Below are 25,317 nucleotides of genomic sequence, written 5' to 3' on the forward strand. Positions count from 1 at the left end.
CTAATAGAAATATTTTTATCTAATTTTTTTGTAACCCAATTAAAACAATAATCTTGTGAAAATCATAGTAATAAGTTAAAATGTAAACAATTTGGGATTTACCAAATATTTTTAAATTTTCTCCTCTCATAATAGTTGGGGTTGTAATATTGCATTTAAATCCAAAATTTGCAAAATCTGTAATTGCCTTCCCACCAACCATATTTGCAACTTCACCAATTGAAGCTTCAATTAATTCGTCTTTCTCCTGTTGAGATTCTATTTCATCAATTGAAACTGAATTCATTATTTGAGTTATCTTTTTTGCAGATTCCTCATCAAAATTACAAATTATAGTACCCTTAACATCTTCTATTATATTTAAAATTGCTACATAACCATTAATATTCGCTGGATTTATTTTAAGCTCTATAGACTCAAGCTTTACATCACTAGATATGATTTCAGACAATAGAATTTCTGTTTGTTTTGAAAAAATATCAACTAATTTATTTCTATCAAATTTTTCCATATTAACTCCACATTTTCTCTAAGCTGATCATATGTGCCATTATTATTAATTATAAAATAATTTGCTTTTTTTTCATCACTAAAAAAAAATAATTTGTTTCTAGTTCTAATTTTTAATTTTTCAATTTTTTTTTCATTTAAAAAATGGTATTTCTCATGAAAATCTATTATTTTCTCTGCTTCATCAAACTCTATCATATTTCTAGAAATTAATCTTTCCAATCTTTTTTCCCTATTTGAATCCACTATTATTATATTATCGCAATATCTATTAAATTTCATCTTATGAAGCAAAGCACAATTAATAATTATAACCCTTCCATTTTTTTCATTTTCATTCAAAATTCTTTTTACAAATTTTTTCATGTTTGGATGCAAAATTTTTTCAAGTTTGTTCATCTTACCTTTATTACTAAAAACTATTTTCCTTAAATTTTTTTTTATATTTTCACAAGTTTTTAAATTAAATTTTTTAACTATAGTTTCAACTTTTAATTGAAAAAAATAATTACCAATTTTATCAATATCAAGACATATATCATACTCTATATAATCTTTTAATATCGATAAAACAGAATCTTTCCCAGCAGCTACTTTACCTGTAATTCCAATTATCATATTTGCAATTATTAAAATTCCATGTATTTTGATTTCGTTAAAATTTCATATCCATCATCAGTTACTAAAACATCATCTTCCAATCTACAACCACCAAACCTTTCTTCATAAATTCCAGGTTCAATAGTAAATATCATCCCTTTTTCTAATACTTCAGGTTTCCATAATTTTGCTAAATTTTCATCAGTTGGTTTGCTATTTATCCTTGGATACTCATGAACTTCAAGACCAATTCCATGACCTAAAGAATGGGGCATAGTATAACCATTTTCTTTAATTATACTAATAGCAATATCTGAAATTTCAGAACTTAACTTACCAGGTTTTATTGCTTTTATTGCTTCATCATGAGCTTTTTGAACTACTTTAACAACATTTTTTTCTTCTTCCGAAAGATCCCCAAATGAGAAAGGAATTGTTACATCTGTGCAATACCCATTATAAAGAATCCCAAAATCAATTAAAGCAAGCCCCCTTAAAGTTAAATCTTCATTTGAACTTGGTGGATACGCATGAATTCCCCATGATCTTTTTGAATTAGCTATAAGATATTCAAAACTTTCTTTCTGAGCTCCAAGTTTTCTAGCTTCCTTTATAACATAAAAAGCAAGATCATTTTCTGTAAGTCCTTCTTTTTTAGCTACTTTCTCTTTAATAAAAGCATAAATCTTTTCAATTAGATCATTTGTAATAGATGCTGCTTCTTTAATTATTTTAATCTCTTTTTCACTTTTAACCATTCTTATTCTATTTATAAGATCAAAAACAGAATCTTTTTCTTTATATATAAAATTAAATCCTGTATATTTTTTTAAATTATCAATATGAAAAACTGAAGTTTCAGAAGAAACCTCAAAAATTGGACTATTAGAAAGATTTTCTTCATAAGAAATCTTTTTCAAAAGTTCATATATAGATATCTGATCCATCGTGTATATATAATCTACCTCTGCTTCTTTTTTTGCTAAAATTATATCCCAACACCATAAATATGTTTTACCATTTTTAGTTATTATTAGACTTGCATCCATTGGATGACCAGAAATATATTTTAAAGATACATCTCTTTTTCTCTCAGAATCAGATATTAAAAGGCCATCTAAATTATTTTTATCTAAATAATCTATAATTTTATTAAAATTATCTTTAGTTATTATTCTCATATTTGCTCCTTAATAAATATATTATTAATTATAATTTATTAATTAATTACAATTTATTGATTTGAATTTATTACTATTTTAATTTTTTATTAAATTAATATATATATAAAATAAATTTATAATATATAAATATTATTTTTATAACAAATTTCTTTCATTTTTTTTGGCCAAACTCCTACTTGAACCTCCCCAATATGGGCTTTTCTTAAAAAGAACATACATAATCTTGATTGGCCAATTCCACCCCCTATTGAAAAAGGAAGTTTTTCTTCAAAAATAAGTTTATGAAAATAAAGTTCTTTTTTCCATTCCTCACCCTTTATTTTAAGTTGTTTTTCCAAAGAGTATTTATCAACTCTAATTCCCATTGATGATATTTCAAATGGGATTCTTAAAATATCATTCCAAACTATTATATCACAGTTTAATCCAATATAACCATCTTCATTTTGAGTAGACCAATCATCATAATCTGCAGCCCTCCCATCATGAGGCTCACCATTTGAAAGCTTATTACCAATTCCTATAATACAAACAGCTTTGTATTTTTCAGTTATCCTTTTTTCTCTTTCTTTTGGAGGTAAATCAGGATACATTCTTAGCAATTCTTCAGAATGGATAAAGTAAATTTCGTCTGGTAAAATAGGTTTTATTTCAGGATAAAATTCATAAATATAAAACTCAGTTCTTGGAAGAATAGAATATATTTTTTTTACTATCTCCTTCAAGAACTTTATATTTCTGTCTTCTTTGTTAATAGTCATTTCCCAATCCCACTGATCAACATAAATAGAATGTATATTATCTGGTATTTCATCAGGTCTTATAGCATTCATATCAGTATAAAGCCCATTATAAGCTTCAATTTGAAGTTCCCAAAGTTTTAATCTCTTCCATTTTGCAAGAGATTGAACAATTTCAACTTCTCCATCATCAGAAGATAAATTTTTAATTTTAAATGAAACTGGTTTCTCAATTCCATTTAGATCATCATTTATACCAAGTCCACTTTGAACAAAAAGGGGAGCTGTTACTCTTCTTAGCTTTAATTCTGATGCAAGGTTAATTTGAAAAAAGTCTTTTATAAGTTTTATTGCATTTTCAGTTTGTCTAACACTTAAAATTGGATTATAATTTTTTGGTATAATTAAATTTTCCATTTTTCCTTCCAAAAAATGAATTTTTATATTTTTAATATTATTTTATTAAAAATGTTTATTAATATTTTTTAGTTAACTAAAACTAATTTATCTTTTATTATTTATTTTTCAATAATTATTAAAGCTAAATTACTTCAAATTTAATTTGAAATTTTTTTACGAAATGATAAATTATTTTTATAATATTTTTTTAATATTATTATTTTATTTAACTAAATTAATTAAGATAATTTAATTATTAATAAAACAAGTTATTTATGAAACTTATAAATAAAAGATATGAAATAATTGAACTCATTGGTGAAGGTGAGTTCGGGGCTATCTATAAAGTAAAAGACATTTATAGCAAAAACCCGGAAATAAAAGCATTAAAATTATATAATTTTGATAAAAATCGAGATATTGCAATAATTAATTTTAAATTCGAATTTATTTTTCTTAAATTTTTTCCATTACCTTTTGTACCTGAAGTTTATGATTTTAATAAAGTAAAAAATATAGATGGAAATGAAATATCTACAAATTATTATTTTTATACAATGGAATATATTAAAAGCCTAACTTTTGAGGATTTTGTAAAAAAATATAATGAAAATACTCCTCAATATAAACAAATTAAACTTAAAATAGATTCAATCCTTCAATATTTACACAAAATAGGTTTATACCATGGGGATTTTAGTTTTAAAAATATTTTAATTAAAATTGATAATAATAGTTATCTACCTTTTTTTATAGATCTTGAAGAAAAATCTAATATATTATTAGATATTGAAAGGTATAAAGAATATTTCAAACAAGATTTTAATCCACCCCCTACTGACTATGAAATATTAAAACATTATAAATTAGAAAAATTTATTAATTTATTTTTTACACATAATGTTAAATCAACTATTATTAATCTTTTTGAAAAAATTAAAAGCAAAAATAAAATAAAGATTATAAATTTTTATAAAACAAATTATGAATGTTTTGATTTAATTAAAGGTTTCATATTTTCAATATCTCAAATTTATGAATTTATTTTTTTAGAAATAGACTTAAATGAAACTTATGAAAACAACTTAATATATTTATCAACTCAATTGAAAAAAGAAAATTATAATAGTAATATAATCAATAAAATATCTGAATTTTTAAACAATAATATTCAAAAAGGATTTCAAAACTATTATATTTTCTTTACATCAATTTTGCAAGAAATATCTTTTTATAATAAAACCATTATTTATTTAAAAAACTATGATTTAATAGATTTAGAAAAAGTCCAATTTGTAGATAAAATTTTAAACAATATAGAATCAAATAATTTAACAATTTTATTTAATTCATATAAATTTAACGAAAATAATTATGAAAACATTTTATTATTTTTACCAGATAAAAATATTAATTTTGATCAAATTAAAAAAGAAATACTAACAAAATTAAATCAAATATTTTTAATAGAAAACAAATTAGATATATCTATCGATATTAATAAAATAATTCATTTTTTAAAAAACTTTGAAAATTATTTTGAAACATTAAAAAGTTCTCAAAAGATAGATTTATTTAAAGATATTAAAGACTTAGAATTAGAAAAATTTATTAAAGAAAAAAATTTTATAAATTTTTTAATTTTATTATTCAACTTAGATTCTCCATTCAATTACGAAGATATTATAAATTTTTGTTCAACAAATTTAAACATACAAAAAAATATTAGTGAAGCATATTTAAATTTATTATTAAACAAAGAGTTCATATATTTTCTTGAATATAATAAAATTCTTATAAACAAAAATAAAATAAAAATATTTATTAAAGATTATATTTATAAGGATAAAGAATTTATATTCTTTTTAATTAGCAAAATAATAGAAACATATTATAACAATTTAACTGAATTAGATATTTCAGAATATATTTATCTTTCTTATCTTTATTTATTAATCAAAGATTTTAAAAAATCTATACAAACATTATATGAAAAAGTCTTTTTAAATATTAAATTTTATCAAAATAGGTATAATGAAAAGCTTAGTTATTTTACAGAATACTTTAATATTAATTTAAATTTAATAGAAAAAAATTATGATAATGAAATTAATTTATTTAAATCAGAAGAAGAAAAAAACCTTTTTATATATATTATAATTCTTTCAATATATACATCTACAAGTTTAACTTTTGAAGAAAAAGAAAGAATACTAATTAAAATAAAATCAGACAATAAGATTATAAATTTTTCAAAAATTTTTGTATTAGGCAAACTTTATTTAATTAATTTAAATCCAGAAAAACTTGATAATGTATTTTCTCAATTAGAAAAAATAAAGGAGCAATTAAACCAGAATGAAATAATATTTTATTACACCTTTATTAATGAATATTTTTATCATAAATCCGATTTTTCAAATCTAAAAAAATCAATAAATGAAGTAATTGAAAAATTCGAAACAGAAAACGATTATGAAAATGAAAATATACCATATCTATTATGTCTATCTTATATTAACTATGGTGAATATTTTTTTAACAATAAAGATCTAGAAGCTTACTATTTTTATAATACAAAAGCAAAAAATCTTTCTGAAAAATACAAATTTTATGATCTTTTAATTGTGACATATACAAATTTAGGTATCTACTTTTACTATCAAAAAAACGATCCAAATAAGTTAAAAGAATTTTTTAATAAAGCATACATTCTAGCTGAAAAATTTAACATACCTAATCTTATAGCTAGAACAAATAACAATATAGCAGCTATCTCTGATGATATTCAAGAAAAAAAATCACACTATCTTAAAGCTTTAAACTATGCTTCATATATCGAAGATAGAAAGATAGTACTGGTTTTATTGTACAATTTAAGCAAATACCTTTCACCTGGTAAAATGGAAAAATTACTTAAAAAATTCAATAAATATATATTTACCTTTAAAGAACTTGATATAGTTACTAATGAAAATTTTTTATTATCTACTATAGCTTCATATTATACCCTTTTTAGATTAGGATATGAAAATGAATTAAAGAAATATTATGATAAACTTTTAGAACTTGAAGAACCTTTTTCAAAAAATGAAAAAAATAAAAACCTTTTTTTGATAATAAAAGCTTTATATGAGTTAAAATTCCTTTATAAAGAAGAAAAAACAGTAAAAACTAAAGATTTTAATTCTACAATTAACAATAAAATTTTATTATTAAAAAATTGCATTCAAAATACATTTTCATACAATTATCAAGATATTTTTTACTTTGTTTTAACTTTTTTGTATAACCAAAATACAAAAGATAATTTTAGTAATTATTTTAATGAAATACTTTATGGAATAAAAGAGTTTTATAAAACTAAAGACAAGCTGAAAGAAGATACTCTTAATATAATTAACAATATTTTTCAAAATTTAAATAATATAGACTATCTTAAAAACTTTGAATTAACAGAATTAAATAAAATTACAAAACTCGATATTCCTATCTTAGATTATTTAGCTTTAATATTAAAAAGTATAATCTATTATTTAAAAAATATGGATATTTACTTAAGATACTTATCTTCAGCTTTATTTATATATCAAAAACAAAAGCACTACTATAAAAAAGAAGATATTATAAGTAAAACATCATGGGGTTTTTTTTATCAATTATTAGAGAAATTTTTTAATGTAAAGATTGGAAAATTAAAAGAGAGAAAATCTTTTATAACTAATATCGATAATATTAACAATAATATTACAAAGGAAAATATAATAATACAAAAAAATTTTATAAAACTAAATTTCAATAAGTTAGAAAATGAAATTATAAATTGTATATCTCTTGAACTTATATCTGGCTTAAAGGAATTTTCGAAAATAATAATTGAAAAATTTTATTTTGATAGGGCAATATTTTATAATTTTGATATAAAAGATAATATAGATCAAAATAAAAAATTAAAAAAAGAGTTTGTATTGTATTTTGATGAAAATCTTTATGGTTCTTCAGAACCTACATATATTTCAGAAGATGAGATTTTAAATATTAATACAATTGTTTTAAAAAAATTTAATATAAATGAAGATGAGGGTATTAATTCAACCTTAATAATCCCAATATTTGATCCAACAAAAATAAAAAATATCTTTATTACTAAAAATTCCAGAAAAAATTATTCTAACTACAATCTTCATTATCTCTATGGCTATCTATACTTCGATAAAAAAAATAATATTAAAAATAAAATAGATTATAATCTATTAAAAAATATTCAAATCCTACTTTCTCTATTTTACTTTCAAAAAATTGAAGAAGAAAAATACCTTAAAGATTTTTTAACAAAATTTTACTTAAGAGACATATTTTATAAAAAAATTAGTAATTTTTTATATGATGAAAGAAACAAGAATATCCCTATAACTTTCCTTTATATAGATATAGATCATTTTAAAAAAGTAAATGATACATTTGGACATCAAAAAGGAGATGAGATTCTTACTAATGTTGCAAATATTATAAGAGAAAATGTACGCAGAGATGATTTAACATGTAGATTTGGAGGGGAAGAACTTATTATTGCTTTGTTCAACTCAAAAAAAGATGATGGAATAAATATTGCAGAAAAAATAAGAATGAAAGTTCAGGATGCAAAGCTTTTAGGAGATAAGATGAACCTAACTATAAGTATTGGAATATCAAACTATCCTGAAGATAGTAGATGGATAGAAGAACTTATTAATATTGCAGATAAAAATCTATATAAAGCTAAGGAATCTGGAAGAAACAAAGTTGTTTATAATATTTAACAGTTTTTATCAATAAAATTCTTTCTAAAAAATTTTTATTCTTTTATTTTGTTTTTAATCTTTTTAATTTGAAAATTAAAAAACATATATTATAAATTATTATAGACCATTTGGTCTAATTTTTGTTTAAAAACATTTTTTTTATTATTTAACATAATTAAACAATTACTTTGAGGAGTAAGACATGGATTTTATTAAAGTTTTAAATTTATCAAAAACTTATAAAACTGGTTCTCAAGAAGTCAAAGCCCTAAGAAATATTAACCTTGATATAAATAAAGGAGATTTTATTAGTATAGTTGGGCCTTCTGGTTCAGGTAAAACAACTTTATTAAATTTACTTGGATGTATAGATATACCTGATTCAGGAAAATACTATTTTTTAGACAATGAATTAACTTCATTTAATAAAGAAAAACTGACTCTTTTAAGAAGAGAAAAATTTGGGTTTATTTTTCAGAATTTTAACCTTATTAAGGTTTTAAATGTTTTTGAAAATGTTGCTATAACTCTTGAATTATTAAACTTAAAGAAACATGAAATCGAAGAAAAAGTTCATAATATTCTTAAAGAAACAAAATTATCTGGTCTTGAAAACAGGCTTCCAAATGAACTTTCAGGTGGCCAACAACAAAGAGTAGCTATTGCTAGAGCACTTGTTAAGAACCCTGTGGTTGTATTTGCTGATGAGCCAACCGCAAACCTTGATCATAAAACTGGAGCAGAAATAGTAACACTTATGAAAGAACTAAATGAAAAATACGGTACAACATTTATTTTCTCAACTCATGATTCTAAAATAATGGAATTGGCAAAGAAGATAATTTATCTTGAAGATGGAGAAATAATTAAAAACTAAATTATAAAATTAAAATAATATTTTAATTTTATTATTAAGTTAGTTATCAAAGAGGTAAATTATGAAAAAAAATGTCGGAAAAACAGAAGAAAAAGTAAGCATTTCTAAAATATTCTTAGTTAAATTTGCTTTTAAAAATATATTGCAATATAAACAGAGAACAATTTTAACTTTTCTTGTATTAACTTTTGGAATAACTTTTTATATTTTAATGGATGGACTTATGACAGGTTTTGAGCATGATACTGTTAAACTTCTTATAAGTCTACAAACTGGAAATATTAAAATTTTAAGCAAAGATTTTAATGAAGAAGAAGTTTTTAAAATATTTAAGATAGAAAATTATAATGATATAATTGAATATTTAAGCAAACAAAATTTTGTTGAAGGTATAACAAAAAGAATAAGATTCTTTGGATTAATAGAGTCTAAAACTATTTCAACTCAAGTAATTGTTTTAGGAATCAATTTTAACGATGATAATAAAGTTTTCGATTTCATTAAATATATATACAAAAACTATGATATCCAAAAAAATCCAATTTATCAAACTATTCCCAAAATATATCTTGGGAAAAACATTATTAATGAACTGGAATTAAAAGAAGGTGATCCTGTAATTTTAACAACAAAAACATCAGATGGAATGTTTAACTCTGAAGAATTTATTCTTGCAGGATATATAGATTCTCCAGATATTTCTATAAATACTAATTTTGTTGTTATTGATTATTTAGAAGCTCAAAACCTAGTACAAATAGATTCTCCAACTGAAATTTGCATAAAAACTGACAATTTTAAAAAAGATAAATTATATATCAAAAACCTTAGCAAATATTTAAAAGATTCTTTTGTCACATATTGGGCAGAAGAAGGAAGAGATATACTTGAATTAACTAAAACAAAATCAAAATTTACAAATATTTTTATTTTTTTTATAATTATTATTGCTATTATTGGAATTGTAAATACTATGACTTTATCTGTTTATCAAAAGATAACTGAGATAGGAACTTTAAAAGCAATTGGTTTTAATGAAAAAGAAATAAGTTATCTTTTTACATTTGAGAGTTTATTAATAGCTTCTCTTGGGACTCTATCAGGGATTTTCTTTGGACTTATTCTTAATTATTTCCCTTACAAATATGGAATGGATCTTTCCAAAATGATGGACGTTAATACTCTTGGTTCTTTCAATACTCAAAGCATAATTTATTCAAGCTATAATATTAAAAATATATTTATATCATTTTTTCTTGGGATCTTTTTTTCTTATATTTCAACAAAATCTATAGTTAAAAAAGCATCAAAGTTAGAACCTGCTGTTGCTTTAAGAAAAATACAATAACAATATTAAAATTATATTTTAATAAACTATTTGGAGATTGATATGAAATTTATAAAAATACCTTATAGATATCTTTTTATTAACAAAAAAAGAACATTTATTTCTGCACTATCTATTTTCGTATCATGCATTATTGTAGCTATCGGTTATGGGTGGATAGATGGAATGATAAACAATATGATAAATTCTTACAAAAATATTCAAACAGGAAATATAAGGGTAGTTAATAAAGATTTTATTAAATTTGAAAAATTTAAACCAATTGAATATCTAATAGAAGATACAACAAATATAAAAGAAAAGATAAACAAATTTTTAGATAAATTTTTTTCGAATTATCCAAAAAAAATTAGAAAGTTTGAAATAATAGAAAGATTGAAATTTAATGCTTTTGCTGGGTATAAAAATAACTCATCAATAGCACAAATTTTTGCTTTAGAATTTAATAAAGAAAAAGAAAGATTTAAGTTTGAAAAAAATCTTATATATGGCTCAAGCACAATAAATAGTTCAGAAATACTTATTGCGGAAGGATTAGCAAAAAAGTTAAATGTTTATCAAAATGATTCTATAATAATATCAGCTCAAACATTTAGTGGTGGATTAAATGCAAGAAAATTCAAAATAAAAGGAATAGTAAAAATTACTCTATCTAATCTAAATAAAAGCGCAATATTTATGAATTTAGAAGATGCAAAAACTCTCATAAAGTTACCAGAGAATACAGGAACAGAAATCTTAATATTTTTTGATAATGCTTTTACAGAAATCTTAACAAAAGAATTAAAAAAATATATTTCGGACAATAAAAATGAATTTCCATTTAACTTTTTAGAAAACTATGCTTTACACCATTGATTTGACAATATGGGGCTTCTATATAATCCTTATGATTTAGTTAAAAAAGTAATGTATATAGTTTATTTTTTTATAGTTCTTCTGGCATCCTTTGTAATTATTAATTCAATGATGATGAATATTTTTGAAAGAATTAGTGAAATAGGAACATTAAAAGCAATAGGCTTTTCTGATAAACAAATATTTTTAATTCATATTATAGAAGGAACAATGATGGGAGCTATTGGGGGAATTCCTGGTTCATTTTTCGGTTACTTCTTAACATATATTATGAACTATTATGGCTTAGACTTTAGTTATGTGATGTCAAATATAGATTTTCTAATTGATACTATTATAAAACCCAAAGCATCAATTGATGTTTTAATTTTGACAATCATCTTAAGCATAATAGCTCCAGCTTTAGCTACTATGATTCCTTCAAACTATGCTAAGAAATTAAATCCAAATGAAGCATTAAAACACTTATAAAATATTTTAAAAAATAAAAATATTTAAAATTTTAATATAAATTTAATAAATAAAAAAATTTTAATTTTTAAATATTTTTTTAAACATATATTGAATAAGGAGATAAATAATGAAAAAAATAGAGTGTTTACTTAAAATATTAACTTTACTTTTTTTTGTGTTTATAACTTCTATTTTTGCAATAGAAGAAAACAGTGAAGCTTTAGAAATACTTAATAAAATTGACAATAATAAGGTCTTTGAATCTGTTTATTATAAAGCCATTTTAGAAATAAAAAGAGGCAAAAATACTTTATTAAAAAGTTTTGAGGTCTATGCTAAAAACAAAAATTTTTTTATAAAATTTACAAATAAAGAGGATTATAATGTAAAATATCTTAAAAAAGACGGAAATCTTATAATTTATTTCCCTGAAGCAAATGATATATTAACAATATCAGGATCAATGTTAAAGCAGTCATTTATGGGATCAGATCTAACTTATGAAGATATTACCTCAAATGATAAACTAATTGACCTTTATAAAATCGAAGAATATAAAAATATTACTATTGATAATAAAAATTATATTTTTATTTCATTGATTGCAAAAGTTAAAAATGTTCCATATTTTAAACAAGAGCTTTTTATAGATCCACAAAATTTAACAATTCAAAAAATAAATTATTTTGATTTGGCTTTAAGAAAAATAAAAGAAATACACTTTTTAAAATATGAAAATTTTAAAAATAGAATTTACCCTACAGAAACAATAATTAAAGATCCAAAAAGAGAAGATTATTATTCTAAATTTAAGATACTTGAAGCAAAATTTGATATAAATATAGATGAATCAATTTTTACAATACAAAATTTATACAAATAAAATTGCATCAAAGGAAAAAATAAAATAGTTTAATAATATTTATGAAATGCTTAAACAAAAAATCATTTTTAATAAATTTTGCTTTTAATTTTATTTTTTATTTAATTATGTTTTTATTTTTTATCATTTTTATTCTAAACTCAACAAAATTAGAAGTTTATGCCGATGAAACTTTCATCTCTTTTGAAACAAATTTTTTTTCATCATTGTTTTTTTCAGATAATTTAATAGAAATTTCAAAGCAAAATATCAATATAGATTTTATAAAAATATTAAATGATTATATTAAAATCGGTTTTGGAGAAAATATTAAAATTAAACTATTTTATAAAACGGATTTTTATAAATTTAGCTCAATATTTAATATATATTTCTATCAAAACTACTTTGAGAAAATTAATAATAAAGATATTTTATTTATTTTAGACCAATTTTATATATCTTTTATATTTAACAACTTTATTAGTGAATTTGGAATCTTACCCAATTATTCTATCAATCTTTATAGTTTAGATATTTTTTCTCCTGTAAAACTAAGAACTTTATTAAATTCTAATTATAACAATAGCTTAAATAATTTCGCTTTTAATTTTATCTTAACTTATAATTTATTTAAACAAAATATAAAAATTATCTTTTTTGATTTTAATAATTTTATAATTTATTCAAAAAGTTCTCTAACTAATTTAAATTTTGCTTTTAATTATTTCACTGTCTGGGACAATATATTTAAACATTTTAGAACAGGGTTTGAAATAAAGCTTAATTTGCTTATAAATATTATAATTTCTTATCAATATCATTATTTTAAAAATAGAGTAAACTCTTTAGAAAATATTAAGAAAGGATATGAACTTCTTTTATCCTTTTATTATAATTTAGACAATACTACTTTAAATTTTCAAATCCTAAATACAGATTTAAATTACACAAATGAAGAATTTCATAAAATCTATTTTTATCTTATATCAAACAATAAAGAAAATATAAATAGAAATATTTTAATTACTAAAGATGATATAATTTTTATAATATCAATCGATTATAATCCAGATCCATTTTTATTTTTAAAAATCGGAACTTTCACAGATAAAGAACTATCTAAATATATCCTTTTTACAATTATAAATTTAAATTTGCTTAATCAATTGAAACTTGAATTAAATTTCAGCTTTTATCCAAAATTTGATCCAAATTTAATTGATCAATTTTTTATCTCCCATCCTTTTTATTTAATAACAGGAATTTTAATTAAAATAAATTTTTAACTTTATAAAAATAAAAAATATTTAAATTAAAATATGATTTTACAAAAATTAAATAATTTAATCGAAACATTTATAGACTATAAAAACAAAGAAGGTTTCAATGATGATAAATTTGTAAAGTTTAATAAAATTAATAAATTAAAAAAAGAAAAAATAATACTATGTGCAATTGAAGAATTTAACAGCAAAAATTACGATGAAGCTTCAACAAATAGTATTATAAAAAAAGCATCAATTGGAAAAGGAATGTTATTTTATTATTTTAAATCAAAAGAAAATCTCTTTAAATATTTAATTTTCTACTCTATTGAAAAATTTCTTTATCTTATAAAAGAAAAGTTTGAAAATATAAATAATTTTAATAATTTGGGGTTTGAAGAAAAACTTTTTTTATTATTTAAAATTAAAATAGAAATTTATAGAAAAAATTTATTAATAACAAATTTTATAATTAAATATTTCTCAAATCCACCAGAAATATTAAAATACTTCATATGTAAACTATATAATTTTATGATATTTCTTTCGCCAGACTTTATAATAGATGAAGAAATAGTTGGGAAAATTAAAGAAAACATTGATATAAACAAGGTAAAAGAAACCATCTTATTTGTAATAAAGGGTTTTGAAGAGAAAATACTTTTAAATGTCAAAAATTTACCTGCTTATGATATAAATTTTGAAAAAATATCAAAAGAATTTATAGAGTATTTAACTATTCTAAGAAAAGGTTTTGAAAAATAATTAATTTTTAAATTAATCTTTTATATTAGAGATTTAGAATTAAATTAGAAATAATTTAATATTATAGTTATTTAAATAAAATTTTTTTGAGACATTTATAAAAACTTTAATCCTGATTCTCGAATTATGCTCTTTTCTAACCCATTAATAAACACCTCTTTTTTACCAAAAATAAAAACTCTTTTTTTTGCCCTTGTTATTGCTGTATATATAATTTGCTTATTTAAGTAAGGAGAATTTAATTCAGTTGGTAAAACAAAATAAACATCATCATAAGAACTTCCTTGACTTTTGTGAACTGTCAAGCAAAAAGAGTAATTCCACTTTTTTATTAGATTTATATTAATAAATCTTCCATCTTCAGACATAAAAAAATTTAAAAGATTCCCATCTTTTTTAATTTGAACAATTAAACCTGTATCTCCATTAAAGAGATTATTTTCATAGTCGTTTTCAAGAATAATAACAGGTTTTAATTCAAAATTATCTTTGTAATAATTTATAAAAATATCATTAATATTTTCTGTTCCTAAAAAACCTCTATTAGTGCAAACTAATAAAGCAAATTTAGAAATAACACTATCTTTTACTGCATTTAGTCTATCTAAGTTATCATTTAATAAGTTATCATTTAATATTGAATAATTAAAATTATTGCTATAATTTGAAACAATAAAATCTATAAGTTTATATATAAAAGCTTCATTTTTAGCTTCTAAAAAATATATACCATTTTCAAAATCTTCAATTGTAAAACCTTTGTTAATATCTTTCAAAGGTAAAAATCTTATTTTTTTAAAAATATTTTCTAAATGTTTTTCTTTTTCACTATTAAATAAGAAATTTAAATCATTACTTTTTTCTTTTAACTTGGTATCATTAAATTTTAATATATCTTCAGAAATATTTTTAATAGAATCAACAAATCTAAATTGTCCTTCTAAATTTACTTTAAAAACATTCTTACTTTCAATAATATCTCCAAATACATTCCCACAATCTACAGAAGGAAGTTGATCTTTATCTCCAAGAATAACAAGCTTTGTCAATTCAGAAATAGCCTGAATAAGAGAAGAAAAAAGGTATAGATCGATCATCGAAGCTTCATCAACTATTATTAGGTCTGCCTTTAATTTACAATCTTTATTAAAATTAAAAGATCCTTTCTCTGAATTAAATCCTAAAAGTTTATGAATCGAAGTTCCAGAAACAAAATTTGAATTATTATATATATTGTTTTCTTCTAAGATTTTTCTTACCCTATAATCTAATAAGTTCCATATTCTTAAAGACAAAACATTAGCTCCCTTACCTGTCGGAGCACAAATAAAAATTTCTGGAATTCTTCCATGATCATTGTAATATTTTATAAAATAAAAATTAAATATTTTAGATGCCAAAGTTGTTTTTCCACTGCCAGGTTTCCCTGTTATTAATACAAAACTATTCTCAATTATTTGATCAATTATATTATTTATATTTTTTTCATCCCTTTGTAAATTAATATATATTTGGTTATCTTTATTCCTTCTTACTCTTTTTTTAATGCTTTCTTTAATTTCATTTTCATTAACATAGTCCCCACATCTATAAAAAAGAAACTTTTTTTCCCCCTCATAATTTAGTTTTTTTAATATAAATGGAGTTATTTTATCTAAACTTTTCTGTTCTTCATCCACATATGTTACAAAGTCAGATAATAGATTTTTAAAATAATTATTATTAAAAAAATAATTTAAAAAATCTGGATAATTTGATAGGTCAATACAAGTTGAACCATTGTAGATATTTATCAAAAGATTTCCTACAACATTAACAAAACTATTAATAAGTCTTAAATCAATATAATTTGAAAAATTTTCTTTTTCGTATTTATTGATAATTTCCTCACAAATATCAGAAATAATTAACTCTTGAAATTTATAAGGAAATTCTAAATTAATAAATTTACAAATATCAAAATAATTTTTCATAATAAAATTTAGTCTTTATATTTATTATCTTACCCTACTTATAGAAATATATGTTCCTATTTAATTATTATGGAGAAATAATTAATTAAATACATTTTCAATATCTTCAACAAAATTATATAATCTTTCAAAGTTAGGATTTAAAAAAACTACACCATTTCTCCTTTTCTCTACCTCTCTTGTATAAATGTAAAAAATACCTCCAAAATAATTATTATATATTTCAAAAAATTTTTCCCTATTTAATTTTAAATCCTGAAATGAAAATATATATATATTATTTAATGATAAAATATATTTAAAAAAAGAAAATTCATATATTTTTGCTTGGAGAAAATAGTTTTCTTCAAAATGTTTATTAATATCTATGCCCTCAACAATGTTTGTTTTCCAATCTGCTATAAAATATTTTAATTTGCCATTTATATTTACCCTAAAAATTAAATCAATAAACCCACTTATAAAACCATTCTTTATTTTAAAATAAAATTCAAGCTCATTAACTCGATCCATTTTTTTAATATTCTTAATATAAAAATTTGGTTCCAATATTTTTAAATTTAAAACAGATTTTATCATTGACTTAGTATTTTCTTGAAATATTTTCTGTTGTTCATATTTATAGTCACTAAAGTATTTACTAATCTTCAATGATATTATATTTTCAAGTTCTTTATTATTTATTTTATCATCATAATCAACATCATAATCTATCTCCTCCATTAGTTCATGAAACATGGATCCAGTTTTCTCACCTTTTGGTAACAGATTTGTTTCTTCTAAATTAAAATCTTTAATATAAATTTCATCATTAAGTTCTTTTAGTATTTTGTCAATATTGTATATGTTTTTATTCTTTTCTTTTTCATGAAGACTAGAAAAAGAAGTTAGTCTTAGACTTTTCCTATTTAGTTCCAAAATATAGTTTCTATAGTTTTCTAAACTAAAATCTATAGAAACATAATTTTCTTGAATTTTATTATCAAATTTATTGTAAGGAGATTTATCTTCAAAAATTAAAGAATTTTCTATATTTTCTGATCTACAAGGAATAAAAGCCCCTTCTAAATTTTTATCAAATAAAATGTCTAAAGTCCCAAGATATTCTGAAAAACTCATTTTTGCTTTTTTTTCTTCAATATCTTTAATTGATTTATTATTTTTCAATGGATCAAAAAATATGGGAATATAGGCAAGAAAAATAGCCCTTGTGATAGCTACATAATGAAGTCTTCTATACTCTTCATATAATAATTTATTAAGATACATTTCTTTATTTTCTTTTAATATTTTATACTCTATAACAACATTTCCATTTTTATAATAAAAAGGATAATTTTTTTTATTATTTATTTTCTTAATTGCCCCAAAATCAAAGACAATTGGAAACTCAAGACCCTTTGAAGCATGTATAGTTAAAATATTTATCTTATCCTCTTCTGAATAGTTTCTAAAAAGATCTTCTTCAATTTCACTTTCTTTGCTTTTAAAAATCATAGCTAAGAATTTATTTTTTAGAGAAAAGATATCTAGATTTTCACTATAAGCTATCTTCTCTATATTTTCAATTATATGCCTATAGTTGATAATTATATTTTTTGCCCTTTTGCTTCCATACTTTCTAACTATGTTTTTTTCAACATCCATTAATTTAAAAATACGGGATAAAAAGTTCCATTGTAAAAAAATTTTATCCAGTTTTTTAACTTCATCAATAAACTTTAATAAATTTTCATTTTCATTAATTATTTCTTCAATATTAATATTTTCAACATCATCTATAAAAAAAAGATCAGAAAGTATAATTTTTTTTAGTTTTTCAATATTATCTGGCTCTGATATATAATCTATTAAAAAGTAAATATTAATACTCTCAACACTCTGATATAGAAGATTTTTCTTATAAAAAGTAGAATCTATTCCAAACTTATCATAAAGATAGTTTTGTATTTTTATTGCATCTTTTCTTGAAGATACAAGTATAGCTATTTCTGATGGTTTAATATATCTGTAATCCTTTTCATTTTCTCTTTTTATTAAATATTTGCCTCTTTTTGTTATTCTTATAATTTCTTCTCCAATAAAATCTAAAAATAACTTCGTTTTATCAATACTTGTAATCTTATCTATTGCTCCTGCACCTTCATTATTAATCTTTTCTATTTTAACAAAATTTACTCCAAAATATTTCTCTTTATTATTAGATGTTTTAATAGAAAAATCATAAATTTTAGCTTTAATGCCCTTTTTTATTCGATACTATTCTATATTTAAATCATTTTTACTAAAACTAATATTTTTTTCTTTTTCATTCTTAATATTTAAATTAAAATAATCAGAAGACGAAAATATTTTATTACAAACATCTATGAATTCTGCAGTAGATCTAAAATTTTCATCTAATTTATATATTTTACCATTCTTTGCTATCTCATTTTTAGCTTTAAAATATGTATTTAAATCAGCATTTCTAAAAAAATAGATAGATTGTTTTGGATCACCTATTAAAATAACCCTATTATTATTTTCTGAACTAATAAAAATTTTTCTAAAAATTTCCCATTGTATTGGATCTGTATCCTGAAATTCATCGATAAATACGTACTTAAATTTATTTCTTAACTTATCTATTAATATACTAGAATTATTAATAGCATTAAATACATAATGAATCATATCATTAAAAGATAATTTTGAACATTTTTTCTTATATTCTAATGATAGTTGAAAAACATTTATACTAATATAATTGACGAGTGAGTTTAATATATCTGTATATAAAAAGTAAAAAAACAAAAAGATTTTGTTCTGAAGATACCTTGGAAAACTATCTTTTACTTTAAATTCTAAAATAGAAAAAAAATCATGAATATTTATATCTCTTTCTATAGCTTCAATTCTAGATATTAAGTCAACAATATTTTTTTTTATATTTCCCAAGTTTTGATTATTTGAAAAACTCCCATCATCATCTTGTAACATTGGATAAATTTCCTCTATATAGTTATTAATTTTATTAATAATATCATTAAATTTATCTTTTAATTCTAAAACAAATTCATTAAAATTATATAAGATTGTATATTCTCTATCTTGATTATTTTGCTTTAAATCAGCAAAAAACTCTTTTATTTTATTGAATATTATCTTTATTAAATCAATTTTATTACCTATATCCTTTAATAGTTCATATTTCTCATCACTATTTTCAAATATATATTTTCTAAATTTATATGGGAAAATATAGGATATATTATAAATATAATTTAAAATTTTGTATATTTTTTTTTCTGTGCTTGAGTCAACAATCAAATTATTATTTTCAAAAGTACACTGTCCAAAAGATAAAAAAGAAAAAATATCTTCTGCAAAATTGACCACTAATTTTTTATCAGAATTATTTAATATTTTACCTATATCTTCGAATAAACCTTTTCTTAAATATGAAAAAAAAGAATTTTTAATAATTTCAGAATCATCTATAATTTCATTTGTAAAATTTAACCCTATTTCAAAAGCATAATTGCTAATAAGGTAATTACAGAATCCATGAATAGTATTAATTAAAAACTTATTTATATTATTTAAAGCATTATTAATAAGTTTCTTTTTTCTTAATAAAATTTCTTTTTCAAAATCAATATTATTACGAATTTCTTCATCTATCTCTTTTAACTTTAATGATAAATCATTATAAATTCTTTCTTTTATTTCACCAGCTGCCTTTTCAGTAAAGGTAACAATAATTATTTCTTCTGGCAAAGCATGAGCATTTTCAATCAAGTTTGCCACAAGCTTTACAATAGTATAAGTTTTACCAGTTCCAGCCGATGCTTCTATTAGAACATTTTTTGACAAGATATCTTCACTTATTTTATCAATCATAGCTTCAATATAAAATAAATTTATATAAAAAATTTAATATAAATTTATAACCTATAAATAAAATAAACTTTAATAATAAATTAACTTTTAAAATTAAATACTAAGTTCTATTATTTTATCAATAGTATCAAATATTCTCAAATATCTATTTTTTAATTTCTCAAAATCAAGCCCATCTTTTGAATTTTTTAGCAGTAAACTTTCTATTTCCAGAAAATACCCCTCATTTATTTCATCAAATTCTTCAAAGTCATAATCTATTTTTTCTTTATAAATATTTAGTATCTCTTCTATATTAATTTTATTTGAATCTTGAGGGTTATAACTATCTAATACATTATTAAACAAAACATTAAAATTAATTTCATAAATTTCAGAATTTTTTATATCATTTAGAAAACTAATTAATAATCCATTTTCTTTATTTTCAAAATAATCTAAAATTTTATTTTTATTAAAAATAAAAGCTTGTAAACAAACAATCTTATCTTTGTTAACTAAACTATTTGAATTATTTATAAAAAAATAATAAATTGATATTTCATTCTTATCAAATACCTTAAAAAGTAGATAAGCATAAAAAATATTTTTAATAAAACTTTTCAAATAGAATAAATTTTTTTTCAAATTTTTAAAAACTTTAAGCTCAAAGTATAAATTTTCTTTTGTAAAAGGGAACTTGCTATTAATAAAATCAAAGAAAATAATAATTTTTTTTAATTCTTTTTCTATAATTAAAAAATTTTGAACTTTTCCCTTAATATAAATATCTTCAAAAACAATAGGATTATATCTATACTTAAAATCTGGGTCTAGGTTGTCTATAATAAACTCCTTAACTAGCTCAAATCTATCAAATTTTAAGTTATACTGATAATTATTAGACTTATTTAATTCACTATCAATTAATATTAATTTATTAAATAAATCAAAATTTATAAAAGAATAAAAGTTTATAAAGATTTTCTTTAATAAATATCTTAGTTTTTTATAAATAAAGTTTCTAAAGAAGTTATTAGGTAATTTAAAATTAAAATTTCCACTTTCTATTTTTTCTTTTATATAAAGGAAGAATTCATCAAAATATCTTTTTTCAAAATTTTTATAAAAATCAAATTTAAAAATATATAAATCTTCTATTATTGATTTATTAAAATCATTTTTACTTTTTTTATTTTTTATAAAATAAAATAGTTCGACAAAAATTAATTTTTCCATTTCCTCAAAAGAATATCTATCTTCATAAAAAGGCTCAATATCATCATCTATTAATTCTATTGGTTTTTCTACATTTATATTATAGATATTTTTCAATAAAACTCTTTTTGGATTTAAAATGTAATTAAATAGATCATTTAAATAAAATTCTTTTCTGGATAAACCATATCCTTCTATATTAAATAAATCATTATTTTTCTCTTCTATTGATTCTTTTATTAATTCTTCTTTTAATTTAATATTTTCTTCTAAAACTAAATAAAAAATATCAGTATAATTTTTTAAAATAAAATCTTTATAATTTTTTTCTTCAATATATTTTGCATAATTTTCATCTATTAAAAATGGAACCTCAAATAAAATAAATTTGTCTATAATAATATTCTCTTCTAAATAACTTATAAAATCTTTTAAAACATTTGATGGATATAAAATTCTATCTCTTTCTAAATCTTTTGAAACATATGAAAGATATATTTTATTTATACACAAAAAAAAAGTTTCTATAAAATTATAATTATCAATTTCTTCTTTTAACATATAATTATTATTATATATTCTTAAATCAAAAATGTCGTTTATAAAAATTGAAGGATATATATCTTCATTTAAGCCAATAAGATAAATTATTTTAAAAGGAAGAGGTCTCATAGGATTTATTTGAGAGATTGTTACTCCATCTATAATATAATTTCCTTTTATAACTTCTATTTTTTGATATTCACTCTTTATAATTTTTTTTATAAGATCTACATTAATAGATTTATCTAATATATTTCCATAATTTTTAAATTCTATAAGAATATTTTCAAAACTACTCTTTATTTGTTTCTCAATACCCTCATCTTCATTAAAATCAAAAAAATTTTCATTTAGTTTTTTAAATATATTTACCCAATCTTCAAAGGATATTGCTTCCCTGGCTTCTTTAAGCAATCTAAACAGAGATTCAAAAAAAGTATTAAATTTTTCAAAAATTTCTGGATTTTTTAGAAAGTAAACTATATAAGGAGGATATTTTTCAAAATAGCCTGAAATCTTATAACTATTAGGAGATATTAAATTGTATAAATAACCACTTCTAATTCTTTTCAATCCATAACTCCATGTAAATAAAAGATCTTCAAAATATGAATATTTCCTTTTATCTTCTATATCATATGAATAAAAAATATCTAAAGATTTGATAACTTTTATTATATTTACAATATCATTATATGTGAATTTATATTTGTTCATCACAATAGGATTTATTAAGAATTCGATTATTTCATTTCTTCTTAAATCAGATTCAATTAAATTTAAAAAACTAATTATAGCCTTGTAAAAATTACTTTCAGAATCAGCTTTTAAATCACTAATATTATATTTTATAAGTCCATAATAATCAAAAACATTTTTTATTTCATAAATATATGACTTAATATCAGTGACAAGGATAGCTATTTCATTTAAGTTTAAATCTTTATCATTTATTAAATTATAAATTATACTATTATAAACAGTTTCTATTTCTCTTTTTTTTGAATGAGCACAAAAAATTTGAATAGAATTATCCTGCTCTATTTTTGAAAATTTTTCAATATTTAATTCTCCTAAAATAGATAATTTAAAATAATCCAATAAACTATTTTTTTTTAATTGACTGTATTTGAAAGCAATCTCAACCTTTTCTTTATTATTAGAAAAAATTGAAAATTGATTTCTAAGATTTTTATAAAAACTCAAAAAATATTTTTTAATAAACTCTTTGCTATCACTATAAATTGAAAAATACTTTTTAAAAACTTTATCAAACTGGGTAAGAGTAACATTTGATTCTTCTAATAGCTTTTCCTCAAAGTTTTTTTCTAAAGTTTTTTCATTATGATAATCAACAAAACTCTGATAAAGACTAAAATACGAAGGATAAAAAAGTGAATAAAATTTTACATTTATAAAATTTGAAATAAATAATAAAAAATCAGTATGAAATTCTGAAATATGTGAAAATCCGAAATAAAAAACCGGATCATATTCTAAAATACTTATCCCTAAATTTTGAGAAATAGAATTTTCATTTTTTATAAATTTATCAAAATAATTTTTTGCTATTTTATAAAGATCATAAAAAAAGCAATAAGATATCTCTTCTTTGTTAAATTTTTCTTTAAAAATAATATTTAATTCATCAAATACTTTTTTATAAATTGCTTCTATTTCTCTTACTATATAATTTTTACTACTTATTTTATCAAATAAAAACTCTTTTTTTTCCCACCATTTAATAAGGTCTGGAAAATGGTAAAAATATTCTTTTAAATAAAAAGCTAATTTTTCAGCAATATCCCATATATAATAAAACTTATTTTTATCATTGGCATAGTTTTTTATAATTTTGAAATTTTCATCATCATATTTTTCTAATATAATATTTAATATAAAAAGGGATAAATAAATAAAATTATTTGAATAATTCAATACTTTAATATTTCTAGAAATTTTAATATCTTCTTTTTTATTTAATTTTTTTATATTATTTTTTTCCTCTATTCCTTTTATTAATAACATTAAAAAATTAAATATAAACTCTTCAAAACGAAAAAAATCTATAAATGTACTTATTCCTATATCTTGACTCAACTTTATTTGAATATATTTCTTTAAATTTCTATTTGGAACTACTAACTTAATTCTATTTAGTATATCTTTTTTATTATAGTTTTTTATATCATTTTTAAGTTGATCTATTAAATCATTAATATCGTTTGAAAATATTAATTTTAAACCCATTTACTTAATTTATCTTTTCTTTTAAAATTCTTTCTCTTTCACTTTTTTCAAATTTTTCAATAGAATATCTTAAGCATGTTCTATGAATATAATTATAATTATTCTTTATAAATTCTAATAACCTCACTTTATCAATTTTTCCTATTTCTCTTAAAATCCACCCACAAGCTTTATGTATGAGATCATGATCATGGTTTAATAATATGGAACAAATTTTAATTGGTAAATTGATTTCTCTCTTTTTAATAAAATATAATGTTGAAACTATTGCAATTCTATTTTCCCATAAATTTGAAGACTTTGCAAGATTAAATAAGATATTTTCATATTCTAAATTTTTATTTATAAAGTAATAATTATACAAAAAATTTCCTACTATATTTGGAGCAGATAAATCAACTAAATCCCAATTGTTAATAAAATTAAGATTTCTAAAATAAACATTAAAGATCTCTTTTTGATAAATTTCAAGTTTTTTAGTAATTTCACTAATATTATTTTTTTTTAAAAAATCATTTTTTTCTTTTTCAATTTTATTATATTTCATAACAAGAAGAATAAGAGCAAGCATTCTTACTTCATGAAATCTATCTTTTAATAATTCCTCTTCAATAAAAAAAACATCGACTTTATTTAATATTTCTTTCGCAACTTTTCTTATATATGGAACAGTTACACCCAAAAAATAATCTCCATAACCATATCCACCTTGATAAACTTTAAAGAATTTATAATAAAATAATTTTTTTTCTTCTTTTGAATAAGTTTTTAATTTTTCAATTATAAAATCTTTATTAATGCTTTGAGAATTGTTTCTTAACACC

Annotated in this window: 18 protein-coding genes; 9 read left to right on the forward strand and 9 right to left on the reverse strand. The window is 20.3% G+C overall.

The window, feature by feature from the left end; genetic code table 11:
* Nucleotides 1–19: 19 nt before the first annotated feature.
* The 4 genes from N3A58_08960 to asnA all read right to left on the reverse strand — a co-directional run bounded on the left by N3A58_08960 (nucleotide 20) and on the right by asnA (nucleotide 3,451).
* Nucleotides 20–511, reverse strand: a complete 492-nt coding sequence (locus N3A58_08960; protein ID MCX8059527.1) for a chemotaxis protein CheX — start codon at nucleotides 509–511, stop codon at nucleotides 20–22.
* Nucleotides 484–1,128 (reverse strand): dephospho-CoA kinase, encoded by a 645-nt coding sequence (coaE, locus tag N3A58_08965; protein MCX8059528.1) that lies wholly within the window; start codon nucleotides 1,126–1,128, stop codon nucleotides 484–486. The genes N3A58_08960 and coaE overlap by 28 nt, the downstream gene beginning before the upstream one ends.
* An 11-nt stretch (nucleotides 1,129–1,139) precedes the next feature.
* Nucleotides 1,140–2,291 carry a Xaa-Pro peptidase family protein gene (locus tag N3A58_08970; protein MCX8059529.1) on the reverse strand — a complete coding sequence of 384 codons (1,152 nt, stop codon included), beginning with the start codon at nucleotides 2,289–2,291 and terminating at the stop codon, nucleotides 1,140–1,142.
* A gap of 116 nt (nucleotides 2,292–2,407) precedes the next feature.
* Nucleotides 2,408–3,451: an aspartate--ammonia ligase gene (gene asnA / locus N3A58_08975; GenBank protein MCX8059530.1), complete on the reverse strand. Its 1,044-nt coding sequence runs from the start codon at nucleotides 3,449–3,451 to the stop codon at nucleotides 2,408–2,410.
* Nucleotides 3,452–3,708: 257 nt separating this feature from the next.
* On the opposite strand from asnA, the gene N3A58_08980 reads away from it, so the two are divergent.
* The 8 genes from N3A58_08980 to N3A58_09015 all read left to right on the forward strand — a co-directional run bounded on the left by N3A58_08980 (nucleotide 3,709) and on the right by N3A58_09015 (nucleotide 14,645).
* Nucleotides 3,709–8,232 carry a diguanylate cyclase gene (locus N3A58_08980; protein ID MCX8059531.1) on the forward strand — a complete coding sequence of 1,508 codons (4,524 nt, stop codon included), beginning with the start codon at nucleotides 3,709–3,711 and terminating at the stop codon, nucleotides 8,230–8,232.
* Nucleotides 8,233–8,416: 184 nt separating this feature from the next.
* Nucleotides 8,417–9,091: an ABC transporter ATP-binding protein gene (locus N3A58_08985; protein ID MCX8059532.1), complete on the forward strand. Its 675-nt coding sequence runs from the start codon at nucleotides 8,417–8,419 to the stop codon at nucleotides 9,089–9,091.
* Between the two features lie 61 nt (nucleotides 9,092–9,152).
* The gene (locus N3A58_08990) at nucleotides 9,153–10,439 is read left to right on the forward strand and encodes an FtsX-like permease family protein (protein ID MCX8059533.1); all 1,287 of its coding nucleotides are present in this window, start codon (nucleotides 9,153–9,155) and stop codon (nucleotides 10,437–10,439) included.
* 42 nt (nucleotides 10,440–10,481) lie between these two features.
* Complete coding sequence (locus N3A58_08995; GenBank protein MCX8059534.1) at nucleotides 10,482–11,297, forward strand: hypothetical protein; 816 nt, start codon at nucleotides 10,482–10,484, stop codon at nucleotides 11,295–11,297.
* A gap of 9 nt (nucleotides 11,298–11,306) precedes the next feature.
* Complete coding sequence (locus N3A58_09000; GenBank protein ID MCX8059535.1) at nucleotides 11,307–11,768, forward strand: FtsX-like permease family protein; 462 nt, start codon at nucleotides 11,307–11,309, stop codon at nucleotides 11,766–11,768.
* Between the two features lie 109 nt (nucleotides 11,769–11,877).
* A complete protein-coding gene (locus tag N3A58_09005; protein MCX8059536.1) occupies nucleotides 11,878–12,633 on the forward strand; it encodes an outer membrane lipoprotein-sorting protein in 756 nt (251 codons plus the stop codon).
* Between the two features lie 107 nt (nucleotides 12,634–12,740).
* A complete protein-coding gene (locus N3A58_09010) occupies nucleotides 12,741–13,901 on the forward strand; it encodes a hypothetical protein (protein MCX8059537.1) in 1,161 nt (386 codons plus the stop codon).
* Nucleotides 13,902–13,934: 33 nt separating this feature from the next.
* Entirely contained in the window at nucleotides 13,935–14,645 is a 711-nt protein-coding gene (locus N3A58_09015) for a TetR/AcrR family transcriptional regulator (protein MCX8059538.1), read from the forward strand.
* Nucleotides 14,646–14,740: 95 nt separating this feature from the next.
* Here N3A58_09015 and N3A58_09020 read toward each other — a convergent pair whose 3' ends face one another.
* Together N3A58_09020 and N3A58_09025 are read right to left on the reverse strand one after the other, a co-directional pair.
* Complete coding sequence (locus tag N3A58_09020; protein ID MCX8059539.1) at nucleotides 14,741–16,618, reverse strand: AAA family ATPase; 1,878 nt, start codon at nucleotides 16,616–16,618, stop codon at nucleotides 14,741–14,743.
* 81 nt (nucleotides 16,619–16,699) lie between these two features.
* Nucleotides 16,700–18,655: a hypothetical protein gene (locus N3A58_09025; GenBank protein MCX8059540.1), complete on the reverse strand. Its 1,956-nt coding sequence runs from the start codon at nucleotides 18,653–18,655 to the stop codon at nucleotides 16,700–16,702.
* Nucleotides 18,656–18,662: 7 nt separating this feature from the next.
* Between N3A58_09025 and N3A58_09030 the strand changes: the two genes are divergently transcribed.
* Nucleotides 18,663–18,845 carry a hypothetical protein gene (locus N3A58_09030; GenBank protein ID MCX8059541.1) on the forward strand — a complete coding sequence of 61 codons (183 nt, stop codon included), beginning with the start codon at nucleotides 18,663–18,665 and terminating at the stop codon, nucleotides 18,843–18,845.
* Nucleotides 18,846–18,877: 32 nt separating this feature from the next.
* On the opposite strand, the gene N3A58_09035 is transcribed toward N3A58_09030, so the two are convergent.
* The 3 genes from N3A58_09035 to N3A58_09045 all read right to left on the reverse strand — a co-directional run bounded on the left by N3A58_09035 (nucleotide 18,878) and on the right by N3A58_09045 (nucleotide 25,316).
* Complete coding sequence (locus tag N3A58_09035) at nucleotides 18,878–20,503, reverse strand: UvrD-helicase domain-containing protein (GenBank protein MCX8059542.1); 1,626 nt, start codon at nucleotides 20,501–20,503, stop codon at nucleotides 18,878–18,880.
* A 93-nt stretch (nucleotides 20,504–20,596) separates the two neighbouring features.
* Nucleotides 20,597–24,493, reverse strand: coding sequence for an exodeoxyribonuclease V subunit gamma (locus N3A58_09040; protein ID MCX8059543.1), 3,897 nt, complete (start codon nucleotides 24,491–24,493; stop codon nucleotides 20,597–20,599).
* Between the two features lie 4 nt (nucleotides 24,494–24,497).
* Nucleotides 24,498–25,316, reverse strand: a complete 819-nt coding sequence (locus tag N3A58_09045; protein MCX8059544.1) for a DNA alkylation repair protein — start codon at nucleotides 25,314–25,316, stop codon at nucleotides 24,498–24,500.
* Nucleotide 25,317: the final 1 nt, after the last annotated feature.

The sequence above is a fragment of the Spirochaetota bacterium genome (assembly GCA_026415295.1).
Classification (GTDB): domain Bacteria; phylum Spirochaetota; class JAAYUW01; order JAAYUW01; family JAOAHJ01; genus JAOAHJ01.

Excerpts from the sequence above, each read along its gene's own strand:
- N3A58_08985 (MCX8059532.1), top strand. The coding sequence starts at position 8,417 with ATGGATTTTATTAAAGTTTTAAATTTATCAAAAACTTATAAAACTGGT.
- N3A58_09010 (MCX8059537.1), top strand. The coding sequence starts at position 12,741 with ATGTTTTTATTTTTTATCATTTTTATTCTAAACTCAACAAAATTAGAA.
- N3A58_08970 (MCX8059529.1), bottom strand. The coding sequence starts at position 2,291 with ATGAGAATAATAACTAAAGATAATTTTAATAAAATTATAGATTATTTA.
- N3A58_09020 (MCX8059539.1), bottom strand. The coding sequence starts at position 16,618 with ATGAAAAATTATTTTGATATTTGTAAATTTATTAATTTAGAATTTCCT.
- N3A58_08990 (MCX8059533.1), top strand. The coding sequence starts at position 9,153 with ATGAAAAAAAATGTCGGAAAAACAGAAGAAAAAGTAAGCATTTCTAAA.
- N3A58_09040 (MCX8059543.1), bottom strand. The coding sequence starts at position 24,493 with ATGGGTTTAAAATTAATATTTTCAAACGATATTAATGATTTAATAGAT.
- asnA (MCX8059530.1), bottom strand. The coding sequence starts at position 3,451 with ATGGAAAATTTAATTATACCAAAAAATTATAATCCAATTTTAAGTGTT.
- N3A58_09035 (MCX8059542.1), bottom strand. The coding sequence starts at position 20,503 with ATGATTGATAAAATAAGTGAAGATATCTTGTCAAAAAATGTTCTAATA.
- N3A58_09000 (MCX8059535.1), top strand. The coding sequence starts at position 11,307 with ATGGGGCTTCTATATAATCCTTATGATTTAGTTAAAAAAGTAATGTAT.
- N3A58_08995 (MCX8059534.1), top strand. The coding sequence starts at position 10,482 with ATGAAATTTATAAAAATACCTTATAGATATCTTTTTATTAACAAAAAA.
- coaE (MCX8059528.1), bottom strand. The coding sequence starts at position 1,128 with ATGATAATTGGAATTACAGGTAAAGTAGCTGCTGGGAAAGATTCTGTT.
- N3A58_09015 (MCX8059538.1), top strand. The coding sequence starts at position 13,935 with ATGATTTTACAAAAATTAAATAATTTAATCGAAACATTTATAGACTAT.
- N3A58_08960 (MCX8059527.1), bottom strand. The coding sequence starts at position 511 with ATGGAAAAATTTGATAGAAATAAATTAGTTGATATTTTTTCAAAACAA.
- N3A58_08980 (MCX8059531.1), top strand. The coding sequence starts at position 3,709 with ATGAAACTTATAAATAAAAGATATGAAATAATTGAACTCATTGGTGAA.
- N3A58_09005 (MCX8059536.1), top strand. The coding sequence starts at position 11,878 with ATGAAAAAAATAGAGTGTTTACTTAAAATATTAACTTTACTTTTTTTT.